General features: G+C 43.6%; 14 protein-coding genes and 2 tRNA genes. 7 read left to right on the plus strand and 9 right to left on the minus strand.

All coding sequences use genetic code 11. From position 1 onward, the window contains the following. Window position 1: 1 nt before the first annotated feature. Complete coding sequence (locus tag HRU80_05330) at window positions 2-2,002, minus strand: tetratricopeptide repeat protein (protein QOJ28330.1); 2,001 nt, start codon at window positions 2,000-2,002, stop codon at window positions 2-4. Between the two features lie 229 nt (window positions 2,003-2,231). Between HRU80_05330 and HRU80_05335 the strand changes: the two genes are divergently transcribed. From HRU80_05335 to HRU80_05345, 3 genes are all read left to right on the plus strand, one after another. Beyond that, window positions 2,232-2,307: transfer RNA gene (locus HRU80_05335), tRNA-Thr, on the plus strand. A 108-nt stretch (window positions 2,308-2,415) separates the two neighbouring features. Next, window positions 2,416-2,498 (plus strand) — tRNA-Arg (locus tag HRU80_05340). A gap of 325 nt (window positions 2,499-2,823) precedes the next feature. Beyond that, window positions 2,824-2,976: a hypothetical protein gene (locus HRU80_05345; protein QOJ28331.1), complete on the plus strand. Its 153-nt coding sequence runs from the start codon at window positions 2,824-2,826 to the stop codon at window positions 2,974-2,976. A 385-nt stretch (window positions 2,977-3,361) separates the two neighbouring features. Here HRU80_05345 and HRU80_05350 read toward each other — a convergent pair whose 3' ends face one another. The 4 genes from HRU80_05350 to HRU80_05365 form a co-directional block, all read right to left on the minus strand. Continuing rightward, window positions 3,362-6,730 carry a T9SS type A sorting domain-containing protein gene (locus HRU80_05350; protein ID QOJ28332.1) on the minus strand — a complete coding sequence of 1,123 codons (3,369 nt, stop codon included), beginning with the start codon at window positions 6,728-6,730 and terminating at the stop codon, window positions 3,362-3,364. 457 nt (window positions 6,731-7,187) lie between these two features. Then, window positions 7,188-7,517, minus strand: coding sequence for a DUF190 domain-containing protein (locus HRU80_05355; GenBank protein ID QOJ28333.1), 330 nt, complete (start codon window positions 7,515-7,517; stop codon window positions 7,188-7,190). A 7-nt stretch (window positions 7,518-7,524) separates the two neighbouring features. After that, window positions 7,525-7,902 carry a fluoride efflux transporter CrcB gene (crcB, locus tag HRU80_05360; protein ID QOJ28334.1) on the minus strand — a complete coding sequence of 126 codons (378 nt, stop codon included), beginning with the start codon at window positions 7,900-7,902 and terminating at the stop codon, window positions 7,525-7,527. Then, a complete protein-coding gene (locus HRU80_05365) occupies window positions 7,902-8,669 on the minus strand; it encodes a hypothetical protein (GenBank protein ID QOJ28335.1) in 768 nt (255 codons plus the stop codon). The genes crcB and HRU80_05365 overlap by 1 nt, the downstream gene beginning before the upstream one ends. 563 nt (window positions 8,670-9,232) lie before the next feature. Here HRU80_05365 and HRU80_05370 point away from each other — a divergent pair. Then, window positions 9,233-9,559, plus strand: coding sequence for a HEPN domain-containing protein (locus tag HRU80_05370; protein ID QOJ28336.1), 327 nt, complete (start codon window positions 9,233-9,235; stop codon window positions 9,557-9,559). Further along, window positions 9,538-9,855 carry a nucleotidyltransferase domain-containing protein gene (locus HRU80_05375; protein ID QOJ28337.1) on the plus strand — a complete coding sequence of 106 codons (318 nt, stop codon included), beginning with the start codon at window positions 9,538-9,540 and terminating at the stop codon, window positions 9,853-9,855. Before HRU80_05370 ends, HRU80_05375 begins: the two co-directional genes overlap by 22 nt. 280 nt (window positions 9,856-10,135) lie before the next feature. Here HRU80_05375 and HRU80_05380 read toward each other — a convergent pair whose 3' ends face one another. After that, a complete protein-coding gene (locus HRU80_05380) occupies window positions 10,136-10,765 on the minus strand; it encodes a T9SS type A sorting domain-containing protein (GenBank protein QOJ30460.1) in 630 nt (209 codons plus the stop codon). Between the two features lie 1,652 nt (window positions 10,766-12,417). On the opposite strand from HRU80_05380, the gene HRU80_05385 reads away from it, so the two are divergent. Beyond that, on the plus strand, window positions 12,418-12,726 hold the full coding sequence (locus tag HRU80_05385; GenBank protein QOJ30461.1) for a hypothetical protein: 309 nt from the start codon (window positions 12,418-12,420) through the stop codon (window positions 12,724-12,726). A gap of 61 nt (window positions 12,727-12,787) precedes the next feature. Here the strand turns inward: HRU80_05385 and HRU80_05390 are convergent, their stop codons facing one another. After that, a complete protein-coding gene (locus HRU80_05390; GenBank protein QOJ28338.1) occupies window positions 12,788-14,560 on the minus strand; it encodes a T9SS type A sorting domain-containing protein in 1,773 nt (590 codons plus the stop codon). 250 nt (window positions 14,561-14,810) lie between these two features. On the opposite strand from HRU80_05390, the gene HRU80_05395 reads away from it, so the two are divergent. Then, window positions 14,811-15,404, plus strand: a complete 594-nt coding sequence (locus tag HRU80_05395) for a hypothetical protein (GenBank protein ID QOJ28339.1) — start codon at window positions 14,811-14,813, stop codon at window positions 15,402-15,404. Between the two features lie 89 nt (window positions 15,405-15,493). On the opposite strand, the gene HRU80_05400 is transcribed toward HRU80_05395, so the two are convergent. Then, the gene (locus HRU80_05400; protein ID QOJ28340.1) at window positions 15,494-16,666 is read right to left on the minus strand and encodes an ATP-binding protein; all 1,173 of its coding nucleotides are present in this window, start codon (window positions 16,664-16,666) and stop codon (window positions 15,494-15,496) included. A gap of 408 nt (window positions 16,667-17,074) precedes the next feature. Then, window positions 17,075-17,830 carry a DUF3800 domain-containing protein gene (locus tag HRU80_05405; protein QOJ28341.1) on the minus strand — a complete coding sequence of 252 codons (756 nt, stop codon included), beginning with the start codon at window positions 17,828-17,830 and terminating at the stop codon, window positions 17,075-17,077. Window positions 17,831-17,967: the final 137 nt, after the last annotated feature.

The following is a 17,967-nucleotide window of genomic DNA, read 5'->3' on the forward strand; positions in this document are numbered from 1 at the left end:
TTTATTGCTGCATAATACGGGAGGCATCACTATGCCTCCCTGCAGCATGAAGCGCCTCGATTAAAAACTCCCGCAGCATCGAATTTTCCTTGTCAGTCTGATAGACATTCATCCAGTAATCACACACCGCGTTCATCTTATCTGCCTTGTAGGCTAAATCAATAACTTTCCTGAAAAGCAAGGGATTCTTGCGATTGATAGACCAGGCATTCAGATATGCTGTATAGGCTTTTGCTGAGCTGCCAGAAGCTTCATAAAACAGACCTGCCTCATACTGCATTTCCTCAGAATTCGGAGAAAGTGAAAGAGCCGTAGTGAAATCCTGTTCGGCCTGAGTAGTATTACCGAGCTGATGATAGATTTTCCCTCTTTGAAGATAGAGTATTGCTGCATTTGGTGTCTCGAGTATGAGAGCCGATATATCTCTGACTAATGCCTCTTGACCCATCAGCTCTTTCAGATAAACAAAACTTTGTTTCAGTACTGAGGAGACCGTATCAAGCGCGCTTGAAGTTTCCTTCAGCATATCCAATGAATCGGGATTCATGATATTGCTTCCGGAGGACTGTGAGGCAAGCTGCGACTGAAGCAGCTGTGAACTCTGAATGGCATATTTAACCGCGCGGATGAAATTAAACACTGCCCGTGAGGTATCCTGCTTTTGGATATATGCACGCCCGGAAAGAAAGGGAATTTCAGGATATGATTTCATTTCCTCTCTGACCGGATCCAGCAGTGCAATGGCATCATCAGCCCTGCTCTGTCCTATATATAAATCCGCCAGAAGAATGCGGAACTGCACCTTGTTATCGCTCCGCTCAATGGCAAGGGTGAGCAGGTCAGAGGCCTCCTTGATTTCATTCCTGCTGAGCCGGAGGCGGTAGAGTTCAAGGAATCCGTCACTGTTTTTCCCCCCTGAAGATATATAGCGGTTCAGCAGTTCAAACGCAATTTCCGGGTTTCCTTCCGCGAGCCAGGTTTTTGCGGTTAATACTGGTGCATCCCGGTACAGATCCTTTGCTTCAAGCCCGGCATACACCGTGCGGGCTGAGTCATAGAGCTTTTTGCGTTCGTACTGCTTCGCGAGACGCAGCATAAAGTCGGTATCGTCAGGATTATTCGCAAGGAACTCCCTATAGCGGCGGATGATGGTATCACCCGCTCCGGCAAGCTGCAGATAACTGATTTCGGCGGTATATACCTCCTTTGCTGCGGGATATTTGGAGCGGAGCTGAGCATACACTTTTAGGGCTTCATCTGCTCTCCTGCTGTACCGGTACAGAAGCGCAAGGTTAAGCTGTGTCTGCAGGTTATCAGGATCCTCTTTCGCCATTACCTGAATGACCTTGAGTGCATCCTCATACCGTTCAGCATAAATGAGAGTTTCAAGGTATATCTGCCGGAACTCTTTGTCTTTAGCGTGAAATTTATAGCCGGTCTCGGCAGTTTCGGCTGCTTTGTCAGGCTTGCCGAGAACCAGATACGCTGAGATGAGATTGCGCCGGATATCCTTATTGCGTGAATTGTATTTGAGCGAGGATATATATGCCGTTACCGCATCACTGAAACGGGACTCCTGATAGTGCTTGTTTCCAATAAGTCCAAAAACATCCGAGAGAAGTAAAGCCGGTTCGGAGGAATCAGGATATGACGAGGTAAGTTTCTGGAGAACGGATGCAGATTTGCTCAGATTCTCCGTCTGGGCGTAAAGCTGCCCCAGGGTAAGCTGATAACCGTAATTAGGACCAAATCTCTGCATCGTTTTTTCGATCAGAGAAATGGCCTTAGTAAAGCTGCTGGTCTTAAGGGCGCAGTCAACCGCACCTTCATACACTTCCTGTCCTGCATTTCCTTTCTGTATGAGCTGTTCAAAAATTGCTCCTGCCTCAGCGAATTTACCCTGCTGATAAAGCTGTACACCCCGCTGAAACTCACTCTGCTGGGCAAGCAACAGAGGTGAAGTAAAAATGAAAAGAAACAGCCAAAAAAGGAGATTTTTCAACCAAAATCCTGGATTTTTAAGGAAAAATGAAGCTATTTCGCAAGATACGGAAAGAGAAAAACCCTGCCGAAGGGAAAATTTGGCCCGGTCCGGTTTTTGATTTTTAGCCCCCAAAATGGTATATTTAAAATCTGTTTTGTAAAAATTGCTGGGATAGCTCAGTTGGTACCCCGACGTGTCGGGGCCGACAGGTCGGGATAATCAGCAGGCGGGAAAAAAGTTTTTATAAGCTGGGATAGCTCAGTTGGTAGAGCAGCTGACTTGTAATCAGCAGGTCGAGAGTTCAAGTCTCTTTCCCAGCTCCATAAAGGCCCGTCAGAAATGGCGGGCTTTTTCGTTTTAAATCTGACAGTTGACTTGTAATCAGTCCCGACGGGTCGTGATAATCAGCAGGCGGGAAAAAGTTTTTATAAGCTGGGATAGCTCAGTTGGTGAGCAGTCCCGACGAGTCGGGATAATCAGCAGGTCGAGAGTTCAAGTCTCTTTCCCAGCTCCAATAAACCCCTAATTTTCAATAAGTTAGGGGTTTTTTTATTTTCTGCATTGAACCTAAAAATGCGAGGGGACAAAAAGGGGACAAAAATCCCTTAAAACTACTCCCAAAAAGTGAAAAGGAACCGCGAAAACACGCACATTTTAAGCCCTTTAATCAGATTTGTAATCAGTCCCGACGAGTCGGGAAGAGTTTCCCGCAGGCGGGATCTCGCAAGCTCAACAATCTCTTTCCCAACTCAATAATGCCCGTCAAAAAAGGCGGGCTTTTTCGTTTTAAAGCAAGAGGTTCTTTAGCTATTTTACTGCAAATCAAATAAGGGATTTTCATGAAAATCAATTTTATCCGTTCGATTCTTTATACTATAGCCAGAATTCTGGGTGATGTTAATGCCGCCCAAAAAGGAAAACTGCCCCAGCGCATCCTCCGCAGAGCAGCAGGTAAAGCCGCAGGCAGGATTCTTAATAAACTGCCAAAGTAAAGGACGGGATTTTAGAAGAATCCCGGAACCTCACCCTAAATCCCTCTCCTTAAAAAGTAGAGGGACTTTAAGAGAATTGAAACCAATGTAGGGACAGGTCGCGACCTGTCCTGATGTGTGCTGTGTTTGGTAATCCATGTACACGATAGGACAACTCTCGAGTTGTCCCTACGGTTGATCGCTCCTGAAAAACGCGCTCAAAAAGAATTGAAACCAACGTAGGGACAGGTCGCGACCTGTCCTAATATGTGCTGTGTTGGGGAATCCATGTACGCGATATGACAACTCGCGAGTTGTTTCTACGATTGTTTACTGATGTTATTTAAAGCAACAAAGCCCTGAATTTCTTCAGGGCTTTGCTGTTTATAAGAAAAAGAGAAATGAATTACTTGAGAAGATTCATCTTCTTTGTGAGAGTAACATTTCCTGCAGTCATTCTGTAGATATATACGCCGCTTGAAAGCTTTGAAGCATCAAATACCGCGTTATAACTTCCTGCATCGCGGACTTCGTTCACCAGAAGCTCAACCAGTTCACCGGTAACTGCATAGATAGCAAGGCGCACGTGCGACTGTACCGGCAGTGTGAAGTTAATGGTTGTTGAAGGGTTGAAAGGATTCGGGTAGTTCTGGCTCAGGGTGAACTCAGCCGGAACGGTTACATCAGCTTCAACTTCGCCTGAATAACTGAACGTTCCGTCGTAATCAATCTGTTTCAGACGATAGGTATATACGCCTGCGTTCAGATTGCGGTCAGTATAGCTGTATGATTCAGGAGAGGTGGTTGTTCCTTTACCCTGGATGAATGCAACTGCACTCCAGCTGCCGTCAGCCGATTTTCTTTCAACGGAGAATCCGCTGTTATTGGTTTCGGTAGCGGTGGTCCATCCAAGCTGAACACTGTTGCCGCTCACATTTCCCGTGAAGGAAGTGAGTTCAACAGGAACAAGGTAGTCCCAGGTGGTGGAAACCCTGATACCGTCAATGGTGCCGGTAGGAGTGTTTGTACCCTGTCTGATTGCAATTGAGCCGATGCTGTTAAGGCCGTCAGCAACGCCTGCGCCAACTGGTCCGACGGTAAGCAGCGGAGTTCCCGGTTCAGTGCCGGGGGTAGCGGTATCATAGACGTACATGGTAACCAGGTCATCATTGGCTGCATCAAGATTAAGGTTATACTTCACGATAATCAGATACGTCTGGTTGAAGTTCAGTACGGTCGGGTCTTCAACAATCGGTGAACCGGTTTTGCTGAGGCCCATAACGAACCCTGCTCCGCTGCTCTTTGCATATACTCTTGCGCGGAATGTAGTTCCGAGAGTCTTAGGTCCGATATGGAAGAAGTAGTCTGCAGTGGCTCTTGCTGAAGTAAGATTTACCAGGAAGCTGGTATATACATTACCTGCTGTAGCAACGGAATCAAACGCGCGGTTTATATCACCATCGTTAACTGCTGATCCGCCATTGGTGAACGCAACAGAACCGCCGACACCTGAAGAAGGATAGCCAGGGAATGAAAGACTGGAAGCACTGTAAGCAGGTCCCATTGATCCGCTGTGGCGGACCCAGTTGGTTGTTATGGTAACAAGACTGGTATCGTTATTCGGACCATACTCAAAGTTTTCGGTAAAAGGAACGCCAAAGCTCTGAGTGAAGAGAGGAATTGAAGCTTCATCAGCGCCTTTGTAGGTCATAACTTCATTGCGGTCATCACCGTCAATATCAACAGTTATGTCTCCTACAGGAGGTGCACCAAGATCAGCATCACCGTTTGATGAGCCGGTTAAATGTAAATCTGTTCCTGAAACAAAGTTAACTGCTTTTGAAACTGAATTCACATCCTTGCCGGTTGCCTGCCACAGAGGCAGTGTTGCATAGGTGGTTCCCTGGAAGTTAACCAGATTCTGATTTGCCTGAAGAACATTATAATCAGAGGTCAGGACTGAGGTTGCCGGAACAAGTCCAAGTGCGGAAGACACAGTGCTGCCTGAGTGATTATTAATAACGATATTGTTTTTCAGGTCAATATTTACCGGACCGGTACCGTTGGTGTGGTTGCCGATAGCATGGCTCTGAAGGGTTGATGCATTATTATTAACGATCACGGTGTTGTGATATATCTTCATGTTGCCCATGTTGCCTGCTGAACGGAGACCGATTCCATAGGTGAATCTGGTTTCGTTTGCGGCACCGACATTAATGAAGTTGTTAACGATGCGTATAACATCCGTGCTGTCAAACGAATTGCCCGCGAATGCAAGTCCGATAAGATATGAGCTTGCGTTAACGGTCTTTTCGAGACAGTTAATGGTATTGCCTTCGATGTTAAGAGAACCGGTGTTTCCGGTAATATATATGCCGTGGTTATAGGCATCAGTTGCAGCAGCGGTGGTCGGAAGAATGTTTATTTCATTGCCGATGATTTCGCTGTTAAGCAGATAAATGGTTGCAACACCTCTTGTGCCAGCATACATTACATTGTTCACAAAGCTGAACTGGTTGCCGCCTGAAGCAGCAGCGCCCCATGGGGCAAGTGCATCACGGCGCACCGGACGTTCAGGCGTTCCGATCTGGCAGTTTTCAACTCTGAAATTGGTAACACCGCCCAGATCATTAATAACCGCGCCATAGCGGAAATTTGTCTGACCGGTTATAATGTTTTTAATCTCCAGATTCTTCAACGTAACATTATCTGCATCTGCATGATTAAGGGTGAAGGGGAGGTCAACAACAGGAGCAATCTGCTCGGTGGTTACAATCAGGTTTCTGCTGTCTGTGCCATTATTACTGCCGTCAAAGGTTACATTTCCTCTGCGGAAGCCGATCATATAAGGACCATTTCCGACAGAAGCAGCAGAACTCACCATAAGTACAGTGTTTCTTCCGGCTGCCGGTTTTACGGTAACCTTGCTGCTGTTATAAAACGGATTGTCAAAAATCATGCTTGCGGCACGCACGGTATCAGCATCAAGGATGAAATTTACATCAGCCGCGGCTCCGTTTGAATTGAGTGCTGCTACTGCATCATTCAGTGTGGCAAAACCCTGAGGATTTACACCCTGAGGGATATAATAATCACCTGCAAGCTGCTGAGCGTATATCATACCGGCCCAGAGGTCAATCTGCAGCGTCCAGCTTGATGGTGTGCCGTACTGAACAAAAGTTCCGTCGCTCCACTTTTCCCAAACGCGGGAAGGGTTTGCGCCGTTTGGAGACTGATTGGAAAGGAGGCCGAATTTATCATCTACGGTTGTGCCCCATTCAAATCCGATAAAGAAAGAGGAATCCGTATCCATATTGCCTTTTGCAAAGCTGATGACGGTCGGGGCTCCGGATGTGTCCAGGTCGGTGGTCAGTTTTGGGAAAGAAGCAACCAGATCACCGGGAGCTCCTGTTGCACTGACTCTTCTGATGACGAAATGAATGGTATCAGGTGTGCCGATTACTTCTTTTGCTCCGAAGTAGAAAAACATCCCATGCCCCATGACGTTGCTATAAGGGAAATCAAGGCGCTGGTATTTGCCAAGGTCGCCATAGCCGTTGGTGCCGTTTACATAGCCGCCCGGATTTCCGCCGATGGTGGCTGTGTAAAGCACTGATGGGGGTACAATATAGTGCAGAGTGTCAAATGCCTCTGTCTGCTGTACCGGTGTATATTTGTGTGTTCCGATGGCTGAAGCCTGCCAGCTGCGCTGCTGCGCATTGGTAAAATTCAGACACAGGAACAGACTGAGAAAAATGAAAAATAATTTTTTCATGTCAGCTCCGTTTAGTTATAGATATATATATGAGGAAATCTCTTGAGAGGGGATGTATTTTGAATAGTTCGCTTACGCCGTTTTTCTTCGGCATGAGTGACTCCGTAAATTGTGAATGATTATCCGCCTAAAAAAAGCGAATCAATACCTTAAATTCCAAAAGTTTTGCCAAATAATCAAACAAAACCGGAATAAAAAGGGCACTGCAATTTACCCGGCAGGCGATAAATGTGCTGAAACCAGACATTATTTCATTAAATTGAGCCAAAATGACAGGTACGACGCTTTTTTTTTGACGGATAGTTGTTGTGAGAAAGGACGCGGCAGTATTCTGCCGGAAAGAAGGAGGAGCATAGTCCGTAGTTCTGAGCATAGCAGATAACAGCCCGGGCAGCGTTATCGGGGGCAGCGCGGGTTAACAGTACTGTGTGATCTGCCTTCTCATTATATATACAATCTACTCCCTATAGGGAATGATTTCCACCTGTTCGCGTGTGATAAGCCCGTGGGAGCCGGCCTGCTTCATCATCTCTTTTACATTAGGGATGAAACGGTCAATTTTATCTTCCGTGTCTGCTATTTCAATCAGAATGGGAAGGTCTTCGCTGAGGCGCAGGATCTTTGCCGTGTGGATGATGCTTGCGTGACCATATCCCATGAATCCCTTGAAAACGGTGGCGCCGGCAAGTCTGGTTTCCCGCGCTTTGAGCAGCAGTGTCTCATACAGGGGTTTGCCGTGCATCATGTCGCTTTCACCGATATATATACGCAGGAGTGAATGTTTCATGGTTTATTTATACCGTTAACTTGGATATATATAAAGCCGCGATGATGGCTAAGAGACTAAGCACCACATTTCCGGTGATATTCAGCAGCGCGTAGAGGTATTCTGAACTTCGCAGCAGATTGATGGTCTCAAGGGAGAATGTTGAAAATGTGGTGAACCCTCCGCAGAATCCGGTGGTCAGGAGATTTTTAATGTGGGGCGGTGAGGCAGTCTTTTCAAATCCGATGAAGATAATCAGCCCGAGCAAAAAGCTTCCGATGACATTTACCAGAAGCGTGCCCCACGGAAACACCTCCGGCAGAAAGCGGAAGGAAACCCCTGACACATAGTACCTCAGCCCTCCGCCTATCCCCGCCCCGATGACCACAAAGAGGAGGTTCATCATTATATATTGCGGATAAACTCCAGCCTGATGGCGCGGTCAGCAGCACCCGGATACCACTTCTTGTTGCTGAGCAGATCGCGAAGGTCAAAGCCGAGCGTAAAGCCCTCGCTTACAGACCAGCGCACGCCCAGATTCATATATCCGGAACCGGAACCGAAATTCACAGACTGGTTATCATTAAAGGCAAAATCATATTCAGCCACGAGAGAAACCTTTGGACCAATCGTCTTTTCAGCACCGACCTGAAGATTTACAAAGTTATCACCGTCATAACGCTCAAGCGAATAGTTCAGGGTTGCGTGAAAAGAGAGAAAGCCGAGAAATGCAAAATTCTTCATTGAGGCAAGAAAGAGCCCTGGTGACTTGATAGCGTAGCGGTCATCATCATTAAAATACTCACCTTTGCCCTGTGTATCAAAGCCGAGCGTAAATGCCGGGAAGGTGACGCTCTCCCCAATGATCCGGTAGCGGATGGATGCAGCGGGGAGCTTATACCACTTGGGGCTTCCTGTTCCGATGAGGTTGCTGCCGCCATAGGAGATGCCGAAAGAGAGATCTTCGAACACGCCGACCTCAAGCCTTGCGATAAGCACTCCAAGCGGCTGAACATCGGAAGAAACCGAGAAGAATCCTTTCTTCAGGACTCCGGCTGTTGGCATATCTATCAGACTGCGGTACTCATAGCTGGCTGCGTCACCGGCAGTCCCCTGCGCAAATGACGGAGCAGTAAAGAGGCATAACAGAAAAAAAATCACAGACTTTTTCATATCCGGTACAGTTTTTATGGAAAAATGACTTCGGCAACTCTGTCTCAGAATTTACTTCAGGTTACCTGCGCTAAATTACCAATTTTAAGGGAGAAAGAAAAATTTACAATTATGAAGTATGAATTATGAAGTATGAACCGGGGAACTAAAGAATGTATTTATTAATGAAGAATGAACAATGAAAAATGAAAAATGCGTGAGGGGACTAAACTTTTAGGGGTGATCAATTCCGGGATGGGTTTTTTCGGTATACTTTAGATTGACAAAGGTACCAACTTCGCTTTTTCCGAATTTTTGGCAGAATTCAGGTTCCGAACCAGAATCCAGGATGATTTTGCTAAGTTGTTGTAAAATAAGGAGTTATGAAGGGAAATTAGTTGAGAATATCGATAAGCATAAAGTGCAGAAAAGCCCTAAATCTCTTTGGAAAGACAGGTTAATTATAACCCCCACGGCATAAATAAACTCTGTATTTTGTATATTTCTATATGGAAGATCAATAGTTAGACGTTACCAAACTCATTGAATTCTGGACAGATTCAGCGGGGAGTTATTTTCTCACGATGATAAATCTGTTTAATTCAAAAGATTATCACTGGTCTCTTTTTATGGGGCATCTGGTTATAGAAAAATTGCTTAAGGCGCTTTATGTAAAGGTCAAACGGGCACATGCTCCTTTGACACACGATCTTAAGCGAATTGCACAGATTATCCCCTTAGAATTGACCGATGAGTATTCTGACTGGTTGGATATTATTTCATCGTTTAATATAAACGCCAGGTATGATTCGATTAAAAGAGACTTTTACAAGAGATGCACACCTGAGTATTCGGCTGAGTGGATCGAAAGAATAAAACTGCTGAAAGAATGGATAAAGAAAGAGCTTTAGCTGTTGTTAAAGATTACTTACATGTAGTCATGACGAAGTACCCTGTAAAAAGGGCTTTGTTGTTTGGTTCGTACGCAGCCGGTAACCCGCATCCGGATAGTGATATAGATTTAGCAATCATACTTGATGATGCAGAAAATCTTTTTGATACTCAGGGGCAAATGATGATCCTCCGGAAAAATGAGGCGGTATATATTGAACCGCATCCGTTCCGTGAATCTGATTTTGTAATGGATGATCCGTTTGCGGCAGAAATAATTTGTACCGGAGTTGAACTCGAAGTGCCTGAGCGGTAGTTGAAAATGATGAAAGAAATCCTATCTGTACTTACCATTTTACAGAAACAATTTCCGAACCACGTGAACTGGTTGTTTTGCTAACTTATTATTAATCAATAACTTAAACGGCGGGTATGGTTAGGAAAGTTCGGAAATGTGGATTTTCGTAAAAAACGCCTCCGCATTTCCATTGAAAATCAATTCACTTAAAGACCAATCCAGAAAAAACATTTCCCCCTCTCCCAATAAAGAATCATTCAGCCGGATTATCGGGAGGGATATTCATTTCTGGATAAAATCACTTCAATAAAATCATCGTCTTTGTTTCAGAAAAAGCTCCTGCTCTCAGGCGGTAAACATACACTCCAGCGCTTAGGGAGGCGTTATTTGCGGTAAAATCAACCTCATACGTACCCGATGGTTTCTCTTCATTTACGAGTACTGCAATTTCATTTCCAAGGATATCATATACGGTCAGGGTAACCAACTGTGGCTTATTACCGTTTTGCTGCGGTATGGAGAATTTTATCCTGGTTGTTGGATTAAAGGGGTTAGGAAAGTTCTGTTCGAGTATATACTCTTGTATGTTTCCGGTGAATTCTGAAGTGACCACATCGCTGTATTTATACGATCCGTCAAGATCAGTCTGCTTTAGTCGGTAGTGATAGGTGCCGGGTTTATCAGGGGAATCGGTATATATATACTCCTGCGGCTCCTGAGTTGAGCCCGCTCCTTTTACAAAACCGATGCTGTAAAACGGGTTGTTGTCAGTGCTCCGTTCAATTTCAAACCCATGGTTATTGGTCTCTGTTGCGGTGCTCCATTTGAGCTGCAACGTGCTGCCGGTTTGTGATGCGGTGAATGATGTGATTTCAACCGGAAGCTGCAGGTTGTGGTTATAAAGCACCAGTCCGTTGCTTACACCCATACCGCCCACAAGCCCATCCTGATAGGTATAGAGATCAGCATCATCAAGAAAAATCACACTGCTATCAGAGAAGTATTTATCAGTCATCCAGCCGTAAACATCGGGTGTATTTTTTATAATCAGTGGTTTAAAGCCGGTGGCGGTTAGTGTGTCAGCAAGGATTATAGACATTGCAGACCAGGGGTAGAAATAATATTTTATCCGGTTAATAACTTTGCCTGCGCCGTTAAAGTTTACGGGTACCCACCTAATGGAATCAGGACTATTATAGTTATTACGATATATAACCGCGTTCGGAATATTCGGGTTCCTGTCCTGTCCGCCTGCTATTACATATCCAAACTCGGTAGAAGCCACGGTTGAAAAGGTCGAGATCTCTGCAAAGTAATACGTTTTCCAGATACCATTTTCATCTCTGTTGAGCACCACCCCGGTTGATGAGGATGAATCAGAAATATGCCCGGCCGCAAAGACGATTCCCCATCCGGTCATGGTAACATCATTTAGAATTAATCCGGGAATAAAAGGACTGCTTATCTGCCAGGTTCTGCCGGTATCTGCTGAGGAAATGATACGGTCTCCGCCGTTCATAGAGGCACATACATAGATTATGTTGTTGCTAATGTCAGTTCCTGTCACCATTTTTTTGAGGTAGATAACGGAGTCCGGCAACTCCCCGAAAAAATTCCAAGTTGCGCCGAAATCGGTACTTTTAAAAATCGCACCTTCGTATTGTTCATTTTCCCGAGGAAATTTGCCGATTTTAAGCTCCTGCATTGCGTGATAATCACCTCTGCTCTGAGCTTCTTTTAACTCGTGGAAAACATCAATTGCGGGGTTCTTAGAAGTAGTAAGGTTACGTGCCCCGGAAGCAATTAACCCGCCCCAGGGATAAATTCTTCCGATATCAACAATAACACGGGAAGAGTCAGGAAGTACGGAAACATTCCAGAGCGCACCGCCATTTGCAGTATAATATCCCCTTGCTGAAATATCGCTGAATGGGCCAAACCCCCAGCCACCCACTGCAGCTAAATTATAATTAAGCATACTCACCCCCAGAATCACTTTGCCTTGAGTCGGCAATTGCTGGGTAACCCATTGCCCAAACAAAACCTGAACAAGAACCAAAACCAAAAGTAGCTGTTTCATACTCTAACCCGCTGGAAACAATTGTTGAAGGAATGGGGAAAAATACGAAAAGTACCTTTATCATGATTACGGATGCATTTGCCTTTCGGTGATAAATTGTTTAATTTTAATCAAATAAAATTATTGGGGTGAACTTACGCCCGCCGGTAAAACAGTCCCCAGGAAAGAAAATCATCATGCGTTTACATTTTTCTGCTAATTCAAATTCCATAACTCCCGAAGGATGGACAAGAGCTATTTCTTTGGACCATGCTGCTGAATTATTAAACTCACCTTTAACAGAATTACGGGTAAAACTAACCTGCAACAATGAATCTGAATTTCTGGCATGCAGGGGATTGCTGAATCTGATAAAAACAAAAGTAAAAGAGGGGGGATTCGTATATCCTGAAATCGAAATTGATACTGCTGATAATGAACTTCGGGAAAACTTTGCAAAACCAGTCAAGCGCATTAAATTCTTTTTCAATAACCCTGCTCTGCTCGCCTCTGACAACCCTCTGAAAGTATATCTTGATGATGAGCGGCTTCCCGATGATGAAACCTGGTATCTGACCGAAACCCCGGAAGAAACCATTGAGCTCCTTAAAACGGGAAGGGTAAACGAACTTTCATTAGATAATGATTTGGGACTGCCCAATGATGAGGGTAAAGCAGAACGAGATGGCTACTCTGTATGCGTTTGGCTGGAGGAGCAGGTGTTTGTAAATAGGTTTACTCCACCTCAAGAAATGAAAGTGCACTCCGCGAATGCCGTGGCGAGTGAGAGGATGCGGGTGGTGATAATGAATCTTAAAAAAATATTATAAAATAACAATAAAGAATCATTCAGCCGGATTATCAGGAGGGGAGGTTTCCTCCATAATAAAATCACTTCAGCAGTATCATCGTCTTTGTATGAGAAAAAGCTCCGGCTCGCAGCTGGTAAACATAAACTCCCGCACTGAGGGATGTGTTATCAGCAGTGAAATCAACCTCATAGCTGCCGGGTGCTTTCTCTTCATTGACGAGTACTGCAATTTCATTGCCAAGGATATCATATACGGTCAGGGTAACCAACTGCGGCGCATTATCGTTCTGCTGCGGTATGGAGAATTTTATCCTGGTTGAAGGATTAAAGGGATTTGGATAGTTCTGCTCAAGTATATACTCTTGAATGTTTTCAGAGAATGCTGCGGTAATCACATCGCTGTATTTATACGTTCCGTTAAAGTCAGTCTGCTTTAAGCGATAGTAATAAGTGCCAGGTTCATCAGGGGAATCGGTGTATATATACTCCTGCGGCTCCTGAGTTGAGCCCGCTCCTTTTGCAAAACCAATGCTGTAAAACTGCTGGTTATCAGTGCTTCGTTCAATTTCAAATCCGTGGTTATTGGTTTCTGTTGCGGTGCTCCACCTGAGCTGCAGCGTGCTGCCTGATTGTGATGGGGTGAATGATGTGAGTTCAACCGGAAGCTGAAAATTGTTGTTGTAAAATATGATACCGCCTTCTGTTGAAGAGCCACTTACGAAAATTTTTTGGAGATGTAATAATTCGGCTTCATAGAGCCGGAGCGTATTTCCTTCTAAAAAGTAGTGAGATGTTACCCAATTGCCAAAGTAGGGAGTGTTTTTCATAACAAGAGGTATAAAGCCGGAGGAGGTCAGGGTATCAGCAAGGATAATTGACATTGCTGTGTAGGGCTCAAAGAAACATTTAATACGGTTAATAACAAGTCCGTTGCCATTGAAATCCGCTTTCTTCCATTGTGCCCCCCAACCCGGTGAATAATATACAACAGAGTTTGGGACATCAGTGGAAGATGTTAATCCGCCCGCAACAGCCAGTCCATCAAAATTACAATCAACAGTAGTGAAAGTGGTTGTCCCCTCAATTTGAGAAACCCTCCAGTCGGGATTTAGAAATGGTTTAACAAGCAATACACCTATTGGGCCTGAGGTGTCACTACTGATTTGCCCCGCTGCAAAAACATTACGACCCGCATCAACTGCCACATCATTCAGAGTCAAGCCAGGAATAAAAGGTGTGCTGAATTGCCAGGTTTTTCCGGTATCTAATGAAACAATCAACCTGTCACCACCTGGCATTGAAGCACAAATGTAGAAAGAAACAAAAGCAAAATGAGCAGCCATCCTTTTAAGATAAGTAATAGAGTCAGGTATTGTGCCAAAGTAGTTCCAGGTGGCGCCATAATCGGTACTCTTGAAAAAGGCACCCCTGAATTGCTCCGTGCTTAAGGAGGATTTTCCTAATCTCAGATCATGAAGTTTCTGAAAATCCCTGTCTGATTCTGCATTCTTAATTTCCTCCTGCAGATCGAAAAAAGAATTCTGTTTTACCGTAAGATTTCTGGCTCCTGATGCGAAAAGAATATCTTCATCCAGTGTCTTTTGAAGATCAATGATGCTGCGGGCAGAGTCAGGCAGGGATGCAGAGTTCCAGATGGTGCCAAAATTAGTGGAATAGAATGCCCTTGCTGAAACACTGCCTGATGGACCAAAGCCCCACCCCGAGGCAGCGGCGTCACCATTATAAAACAGACTTAGACCAAGAATTACTTCACTTTGAGCTGGAAGCTGCTGGTTAACCCATTGCGCAAAAGAGACCTGAACAAGAACCAAAAACAAAAGAAGCTGTTTCATACTCTAACCCATAGAAACAATTGTTGAATGAATGAGGAAAAATACGAAGAAATTCCTTTACCGTGGCTCCTGATGTATTTGCGTTTCGGTGGAAAACTGTTTAATTTTTACCATATAAAATTATTGGGGTGAACTTACGCCCGCCGGTAAAACACTTCCCCAAAATGATAAATCTGCTGCGGGATATTGGTGTGAAATATCTTTGCATAAAAAGAATTTTATTTGAATTTATATTAAATGGAGATTTTAAATGTTATTTGAAGAACTGCTAAGTCAAGCGATAATAAATGGAGAAGTGTTAGAGATAGTTTATTTGGGTGGAAGTCTTTCTGGTAAACCAAGAGAGATTATTCCTTTAAAAATTGAGAAGGATAAACTACATGCAAAATGCTTGCTTTCAGATGAAGTAAAAACTTTTTTTAAAAACAAAATAGTCTCTGCACGACTTGGTGAAGAAACCACAATTAATAATCAACTGGTAGAAAATGAGATAATATACGATTATGATAATATCAAGACATTTGTTGATAAGAATAAAGAGATTATCGAATCATACGGTTGGTTTATAGGCGAAATAGATGATGCTTGCATTTCTCTACATTCCTTTTTCAAGAATGGGAAACCAAAGAGGACAAAGGATATAGTGCTGTCATATTCAGAGTTTACTTATACTAGTGTATATGACCCCGAAAAAGGTGAATTTGAACGGGTTGAAGAAAAAATGCAAAAACCCTGGTGCCTTTATGCAAAGTCGCAGCCAACAATCAATTTTAAGTACTTAAAAAGTGCATTGGAGAAATTTATGTTTTTCGCTGAAAAATATTCGCCGAAGAAAGAATTATAATTACGGTTAAACATAGGTCCGCGATAACAAAAATTATCAGTGTAATTAAAAGTCAACTCTGAATGTGCCCATCTACTTGGAATAGATGTCTACCCCACCCCTCCCAAAAACTTATCTGATGAAATAATGCGGATGCCGTCCCGCAAGATATCAACGCCGCTCTTTCTGATGACCTGGTAGGTATAGGGGGTTTGCAGCCGTTCTTTAAAATAGCGCAGTTGTGGCGAGGGAGCAGTTTCGGTGAGTTTTGCTTCGACGGCGAACCAGGGCTTGCCGTCGTGGGTTATTAGGAAATTAACTTCTTTGCCGTCTGTGCCGCGCAGATAGAAGAGCTCGGTTTTATATCCTTCACTTTCTCTCAGGAAATCTATGGTCTTAAGCAGGTGTGAGGCGATAAGGTTTTCAAAACGGGCTCCTTCATCCTCAATCTCAGACCAGTCAACCAGATAGAGCTTGGGAGCTTTTTTTATTGAGCGCACCTTTGAGCCGGCAAAAGGATAAATGCGAAAATGATAATAAAACTGTTCAAGGATATTCAGCCAGTTGGTTACAGCTTTATGGCTCACCTCAAGATCTTCACGTATGGCATTCACTGAAAGAGGCGCACCTGCTTTCTGAGGAAGCATATCACCAAGCAGTTTCAGGTTTGAAAAATCGCGTATATCCTCAGTCTCCCGTATATCCTCCCTGAAGAGCCGTTCCAGTTTTTCAGCGTGCCATCTGCGGAGCGTGCGTCTGCTTTGGCTGAGGAATGGCTCTGGGAATCCGCCGAATTGCAGCAGGGAGTTGAGTGTATCGGCGGAATTGTTTCCGGTGAATTGTAGTTCCTGCCCTGGTTCAATAACCGGAGTGTGATTCATCAGTTCGCTGAATGAAAAAGGGTGGAGAGTGTAATAGTGATACCTGCCCTGGAGTGAGTCCCCGCCTCTTCTGAATATATTCAGCCGGGCACTGCCGGTCACCAGAAAACGGTAACGGTCTTTTTGTGTATCATAGATACCTTTCAGGAACCGCTTCCAGCCGCGGAGTTTATGAATTTCATCAAGGATAAGAAGCGAAGGTTCACCGGGGAATTCAAGTTTTTTTAATCTATTCCGGTCAGGGGCAAAATCCCAGTTGTAGTATTCCGAATTGCCGAAGAGGGGAGCAATAATTTCCTTTGCCAGGGTTGTTTTACCCACCTGGCGTGCACCTCCAATAAAAACCATCTTGGTCTTCAGGTTAGAGTCAATTACTTTTGAGAGGTATCTGTTTTTGTTCATAAATCAGGATAAATTGACAGAGCAATCTTACGTAAAATTTTGCCTATAAGCAAAATTTTACGTGTAATTTTTCGACTATAGGCAAAATTTTACAAGCCCGGTTTGGTCAGTAATTTTCAAATTCCTGCTGAAATTTGACCCTGTTAAACAATGGGATTATCAAAAATATTCTGAACATTGATAATTGTATAGAGATAGGTGGGGGAGAAATACGTGCACAAAGGAACAAATTATACCCGGCAATTAAAATGATTTACTATTTTAAGCCATTTAGACAATTGATCCTAATTAAACCCTCCGATTTAACTTGACAAATAAAGGAAAATACACTAAATTTGTGCCGAATCTGAAATGGTGCTAGTCGCTAAAGTAGGATTCCTCCGGGACTGGCAACAGTCCCTTTTTACTTTAAAGCTCAACGATACCAAATGGATTATAGCGGGAAGCATATTTGCACAAAACCGGTTCCAACCTGTAAAAGAAATTCTTTGCTCCTTTCTTTTTTATGTAGCTATTCGGATCGTAAAGTTGCTTTAAAAAATATGATGTGATATCAACCATTTGAGAGAAAAGAGAGTCTGCGGAGTCCTTGAAAAGTGGATCTTCAACAATGCATTTTAGTGTCAGATTTCTTGTTCCACCCGAATAGAGGGATTGTGTGTTTGGAATGGGGTTGTATCTTCTCATTTTGCGAATAATTTGCCGCAATTTCTTGTCATCTGTTCGATCAGGTAATAGCAGTCCTTTGTCATCAGCATTTTGAGGACCAGGAAAATTTCTGCTACGTATAGTATTCTCAAATCTTTGAGTTAACGCTGTCCATGCAATCTCAAATATATCTGTAGTTTTGCCTTGTTTGTCCACTATAATGCTTATTAAATTACAGTCTCTTTGCAGGGCAATCCAATCTAGGCATTTCTTAAGAATATCTAATCTGATATTACGAGGAATTCTAATTAAGTCCCCGGGAGAATTAATCATTTCAGCGGCATGTATTTCTTCACGCAATTTCAATCCAGTACTATTCCTTAACTGTCTCCTGAAAACAATCAATTCATCAAGTAGTGCTTGCCAGCGAAGTTCGTGGATTATAAGGCCAGTTAATACAAAATAACGTGTTGGACTATTTGAGATGCCAGTATCGCCACTTTCATCGACGTACATCAGGTACATAACTTTATCTTAAACCTTTTTTAATTCTTATTCTGTTTGTCTGTCTAATAACCTATGAGTAAAAAGTTCTAATCGTGAAAATGCAAATTAAATACTATATGTTTTTTAATAATATTAAGTCTTGAATA

The sequence above is a fragment of the Ignavibacteriales bacterium genome, from assembly GCA_015709675.1.
In the GTDB taxonomy this organism is placed as follows: Bacteria; Bacteroidota; Ignavibacteria; order Ignavibacteriales; family Ignavibacteriaceae; genus H2-BAC3.